The following is a 5,522-nucleotide window of genomic DNA, read 5'->3' on the forward strand; positions in this document are numbered from 1 at the left end:
GTTTGGTCCTCACCAGATGGCGCCGCCTTCGAAACGATGTCCGGCAGTCGGTATCTCGCCCACCGCCCCCCACCTTGTCGTGTCCAGTGTAGGCTTCCAAGGCATAGCTAAACTCTTCCTCAGTCTCTGAAGATGCGTGACTCTTCGCTGCCAGGAATTAAGCCCGAGTATTTTTCAACACGTACTTGCTCAATCTGCATGAACTCGTCGTTTTCGAAAATGAGGTACAGATGCGTCGCTCAGTGCGGCCTTGTAGTGAACACGAGCTGCTATTTCACTGAATTGAGCTTCCATAACTGTGGATCCGGAGAGCGCATAAGGTCCTCTCGGACCAGCGTGCATTTGAAGCCCGCCATCGCTAACAAATATCACGCCACGACGGCCGACGCTCATTGCCACGGATTGGCCCACGACGTTTGTGGACAGGTCGAACTCTTGCGTTCCTCTCTTGTAAGCGATTTCGTAGAAATAGAGTGAAAAAGGCAAGTCGCCGTGGAGGCAGCGGAACGTCGTTGGTTTACGGGCGCTTTGAAGTACGAAATGGCAGTGGTGCAATTCATCGACAAAGCTCGCAGGGACTATAGGGTCCGCGCTCAGGTCTTGCCCGATCCAGAGCAAAGCTGGTTTTTTTGACCACCGATCAGTATTTTTGACAACCATCGGCCCAACAGCAATTTCTCATCTTCGGAAGCCATTTAGGGATCACGTGTTCTCCGGCGCCAGTGCTGGACGCACCGCCACACGCAAAACACCTTCTTTTGGAAATACTGCTTTCCGACACCGCCCTTGCCGATAGCTCTAGTATTTTGATTTCTTCTCCGTTTGGACCGCTAACGTTCATCGTGGCACATCGTTCGATGACGGATGTCCTTGCGCCCGGACGTCCTATTAAACGATCATTGTAGACTTTCAGGAACCAATCTATATTGGCCATTATCAGCATTTTCAAACGAACCTTTTCTCGTGGCTTCCGATTCTGTACACCGTGGCTGAAGACAGTCAGTTCCGTCAGTCCGACGCTAGACTCAAAATGATGGTTTCGCGGAGTTTTTACATATCTCCGTGCCCCAAAACCGGGGCTTGAGCTGATGGCTTCAAATTGCAGTGACGCCGATCGATGTTCGATAGATATTGTAAAGCGCACAGAGTCTGCGTGCGAAAGGGAGTGCCCTCGCCACCCAGAAAAGTTCGGTTTTCAGACCATGAATTTAGCCGATAGCGCGCGTTTGCTGATGTTCGGCGAAAGGCAACCAGTTTGCGCCGCGGTGTCGGCAGTGTAAAGCGGATCCCTACATCTCAGCGGCGAGTTGTCAGTATTCCCGCAATCTATCGAACTACCTGCCAGGTCTAGCCGTTGAGGCGCGCACGATCAGATTGGCAGCAATCAGGACGGCTGACGGTTTCATGTTCTTCTCCGAAATCCGTTCGAGTAAATTGCGCGCAGCCGCCTGCCCCATGGACGCATGACCGATATTGACGGTCGTAAGCGGCGGATCGACCATATCGACAAGAGGCATGTCATTGTGACCGATGACTGATATCCGGTCCGGACATGCGATTCCCCTTCGCTTGAGTTCGAGAAGCGCACCGAGCGCAAGGAGATCATTACTCGCGGCAATCGCAGTGAGGTCAGTCCAATGATCGAGCAGGGCTGCAGTCGCGACCTGTCCGGCAGGGCGGCTATATTCAGATGCTGTGACGACCGCCGAGGGGTCGAGCATTGCGGCCGCCATGGCGTCGTCAAACCCTTTGCGGCGAAGTACACCAGTGGAAAGATCGTTCGGGCCGGCCAGATGACCGATCCTACGATGGCCAATCGAAGCGAGGTGTTCGACCGCCAGCTTCATGCCGCCAACATCGTCGGTGACAATCGAGGACGTACGCAGTCCGTCTTCGCGCCGGTTAACCAGCACCGTCGGTATGCCTGCGTCGAGACACACGGTTAACACCGGGTCCTGCCGCTTCGCTGTGGCCAGCACGAGGCCGTCCACACGCCGCGCAATCAATTCCTCGACGATCTTGATCTGGCTCGCCTCGTTAGCCCCGCCGTCAGCGACCAGCATCGAATAGCCCATACCTGCAAGATGCTCGCCAATTCCGTCCAGGATGGGCGCAAAAACTGGATTTGCCAGATCTGGCACCACGACCCCGATCAGACGAGAGCGCCCCGTGCGCAGGGACGCGGCAATCGCGTCACGGCGATAACCCTGGCGATGTGCTTCGGCCTGAACACGATGGACCACCTCTGCCGATATCCTGTGGCTCTGTGCGGGGTCGAGTGCGCGAGCGGCCGTCGAACGGTGCACGCCGGCCGCCTCGGCGATCGACTGCAACGTAGCCGTGCGATGGGAAGCAGACCGGGGCGAAAGTATTGGTTTCATTGGACTCGCATCGCGTGAATCAGGTTCTTCCAATCAACCATGTTTAAGGCCACTTGACAACGTGCAATCGATCGCATTATAAGCGTGCAATCGATTGCACAACAAGTGCAAATGGTAGTTGCACGATTAAAGAGGAGGACGGCAATGGTGGCATTGGCAGCCAAGGGAAATGCGGAGAAACTGTCGCGCTCACACGTCATTGAAGATCAGGGCGCAGTGACCGAGGTGGTCCTTGATGCGATGTCAAAAGCTCAAGATGCACGGCTGCGCGAGATCATGGCTTCTTTCGTGCGGCACATGCATGAATTCGCTCGCGAAGTGCGGCTGACAGAGGATGAGTTCGAGTTTGGTGTCGATTTTCTCAACCGCATCGGCCAGGCGACCAATGACGCCCACAACGAAGGCATCCTGTTTTCCGACAGCATCGGCTTCTCTACCCTGGTCTGCCTGCTCAACAACGGAGGGCATGGCGCGACCGAAACGGCCGCAGCGCTTCTAGGGCCTTTCTGGCGCATGCATTCGCCGGTAACCCAGAATGGCGGATCCATTGTCCGCTCCGAGACGCCAGGTGCGGCACTGTTTATTGAATGCCGGATAACTGATCCCGATGGCGTGCCGCTTGCCGGCGTTGAAGTTGATGTCTGGCAGGCATCGCCCGTCGGACTTTACGAGAACCAGGATCCGATGCAGACCGACATGAACCTGCGCGGCAAGTTCACCAGTGACACAGATGGACGCATTTGGTTCCGTTCGGTCAAGCCGGCAGGCTATCCCGTACCAACCGACGGTCCAGTCGGCGATTTGCTTCGCGCCCAGATGCGCCACCCGTACCGTCCGGCGCACCTCCACTTCCTTTGTTTCAAACCTGGCTTCAAGACACTGATCACGCAGGTCTTCGTCGATGACGACGAGCATCTGGAAAGTGATGTGGTTTTCGGGGTCACCCGTCATCTTGTCGGCGACTTCCGGCAAGGCACAGGCACGCCTCCGGCTGATGACGTTACCGGACCATGGTTCAAACTGAACTACACGTTTGTGATGGAAGAGGGCGAGGCCAAGTTGCCAATCCCGCCGATCCGCTAGCCCCAATTTCCAGAAATATGAGGACAACAATGTCGATCCAAGCAACACTCGAGCGCCCGGTTACCGTTTCTGCGGCAGTCCATCGACGCTCCTCTTTTCCTCGCTCGCTTTCCGGGAAGGTAGCGCTTGTCGCCGGCGGTGCTGGAGCCATAGGGGCAGCCACCAGCCGTATGCTCGCATCGGCGGGAGCCATTGTCGTCGTCACGCATCTGGCGACCGAGCGGGACACCGCCGCTGCGAAGGCGTTGATAGCGGACCTCGGCGAAGGGCACGGGGCATATGTAGCGGACGTTGTCGATACTGCCTCGCTGATCGAACTGCGGTCAGAGATTCAGTCCCGTTACGGGCGTCTCGACATTCTGATTAACGCCGCAGGCTTCACCAAGCCGGTACCACACGCCGACCTTGACGCGCTGACCGACGAACTCATCGACCGGATGCTGCAGGTTAATTGGCGCGGCCAGTTCGCGACGATCCGCACCTTTGCGCCTATGTTGAAAGCTTCCGGCGATGGTCTGGTCGTGTCGATCTCATCAATCGCCGCCTTCACGGGAATCGGATCATCAATCGCCTATTGTGCCGCCAAGGCGGGTGTCGACGTCATGACCAAGTCGCTGGCACGGTCGCTCGCACCGGAAATTCGGGTGCTGGCCGTCTCACCGGGCGTCGTTGACACCGAATTCGTTCCCGGCCGGGGCTTGGACTTCAACGACAAGGTCAAGGCATCGACACCGCTGCAAAGGATCGGCGAAGCCGAAGACATTGCCGCTGCAATCACCGCTTGCGCCACCATGCTCACGTTTTCGACCGGACACATCATCCAGGTCGACGGCGGCCGCGCGCTCTAGGGAGGACACAAGATGCGCGCGCCGCTGTCCAAAATTTTCATCACTTGCGCTGTGACCGGCAATCTCACTCGCCCGGAGCAGACGCCGCACTTGCCTATCACACCCGACCAGATTGCTGAGTCTGCACTGGCCGCGGCTGAAGCGGGAGCAGCCATCGTGCACCTGCATGTGCGCGATCCGAAAACCGGCAGGCCGTCGATGGAACTCGATCTCTACAGCGAAGTGGTGGCGCGTGTTCGCGCGCGGAACCCGCAGCTTATTATCAATTTGACGACTGGGCCGGGGGGCCGCTTTGTGCCTTCCGACGCTGATCCCAAGCTGGCAGCGCCAGGCACGACGCTGATGGCACCGGAACGGCGCGTGGAACATATAGCGTTGCTCAAACCCGACATTTGCACACTCGACCTGAACACCATGAATTCAGGCGGCGAGGTGGTCATCAATACGCCAGCCAATGTTCGCCGTATGGCCCGTGTGATCAACGACGCTGGAGCCAAAGCGGAGATTGAACTCTTCGATTCCGGAGACATCGCGCTGCTTGGCGATCTGCTCAACGATGGAACGCTGAAGGGTCCGGCGCTTACGTCATTTGTCATGGGTGTTCGCTATGGTTTCCAGCCGTCGCCCGAGACGGTTCTCTATGCTCGCAACCTTTTGCCATCTGACGCGGCCTTTACTGCCATCGGTTTTGGCAGGGTTTCCTTTCAGACCGTCGCCCTGTCCTACCTTGCGGGGGGGCATGTTCGAGTTGGACTTGAGGACGCCATCTACCTTGATCATGGCGTACTCGCGCGGTCGAACGCTGCGATGGTCGAGAAGGCCCGCCGCATTGTCGAAGACCTCGGCGGACAGATCGCCAATCCCCGGGAGGCGCGCGCCATGCTGGGCCTGTCCAAGCGCGCCGTAGACGCCAAACGTGTCGCATGAATTTTTAGGAATGGAGCAGAACATGTCCCTCACCAGCCAAGAACCACAATCCCTCAAGATCGTAGCGAAGGGACTGCGGTTGCACCAGAAGTCACCCAGCTACGAAGCGATTGAACTCCCCCTCGAGGAGCATTCGCTTCGTGTCGTTAAGCAATACGAGGTCGTCGTCGAGATTCATGCCGCAGCGGTCAATCCGTCCGACGCCAAGGCAGCGACAGGCTTGATGCCCTATGCCGTGTTCCCGCGGACGCCGGGACGCGACTTTGCGGGCAAGGTCGTAGTG

At 57.6% G+C, this 5,522-nt stretch carries 4 protein-coding genes and 1 pseudogene; 4 read left to right on the plus strand and 1 reads right to left on the minus strand.

What is annotated here, in order from left to right; translation table 11 throughout:
• Window positions 1-1,334: 1,334 nt before the first annotated feature.
• Window positions 1,335-2,381, minus strand: a complete 1,047-nt coding sequence (locus tag AAAC48_RS28830) for a LacI family DNA-binding transcriptional regulator (RefSeq protein WP_340657467.1) — start codon at window positions 2,379-2,381, stop codon at window positions 1,335-1,337.
• Between the two features lie 240 nt (window positions 2,382-2,621).
• Between AAAC48_RS28830 and AAAC48_RS28835 the strand changes: the two genes are divergently transcribed.
• The 4 genes and pseudogenes from AAAC48_RS28835 to AAAC48_RS28850 form a co-directional block, all read left to right on the plus strand.
• Complete coding sequence (locus tag AAAC48_RS28835) at window positions 2,622-3,464, plus strand: dioxygenase (RefSeq protein WP_340657470.1); 843 nt, start codon at window positions 2,622-2,624, stop codon at window positions 3,462-3,464.
• 29 nt (window positions 3,465-3,493) lie between these two features.
• Entirely contained in the window at window positions 3,494-4,312 is an 819-nt protein-coding gene (locus tag AAAC48_RS28840) for an SDR family oxidoreductase (protein ID WP_340657468.1), read from the plus strand.
• Window positions 4,313-4,324: 12 nt separating this feature from the next.
• Window positions 4,325-5,239, plus strand: a complete 915-nt coding sequence (locus AAAC48_RS28845; protein WP_340657469.1) for a 3-keto-5-aminohexanoate cleavage protein — start codon at window positions 4,325-4,327, stop codon at window positions 5,237-5,239.
• 22 nt (window positions 5,240-5,261) lie between these two features.
• Window positions 5,262-5,522, plus strand: a pseudogene (locus tag AAAC48_RS28850) (zinc-binding alcohol dehydrogenase family protein); the annotation flags it as partial.

It is taken from the genome of Phyllobacterium sp. (genome assembly GCF_037994405.1).
Classification (GTDB): domain Bacteria; phylum Pseudomonadota; class Alphaproteobacteria; order Rhizobiales; family Rhizobiaceae; genus Phyllobacterium.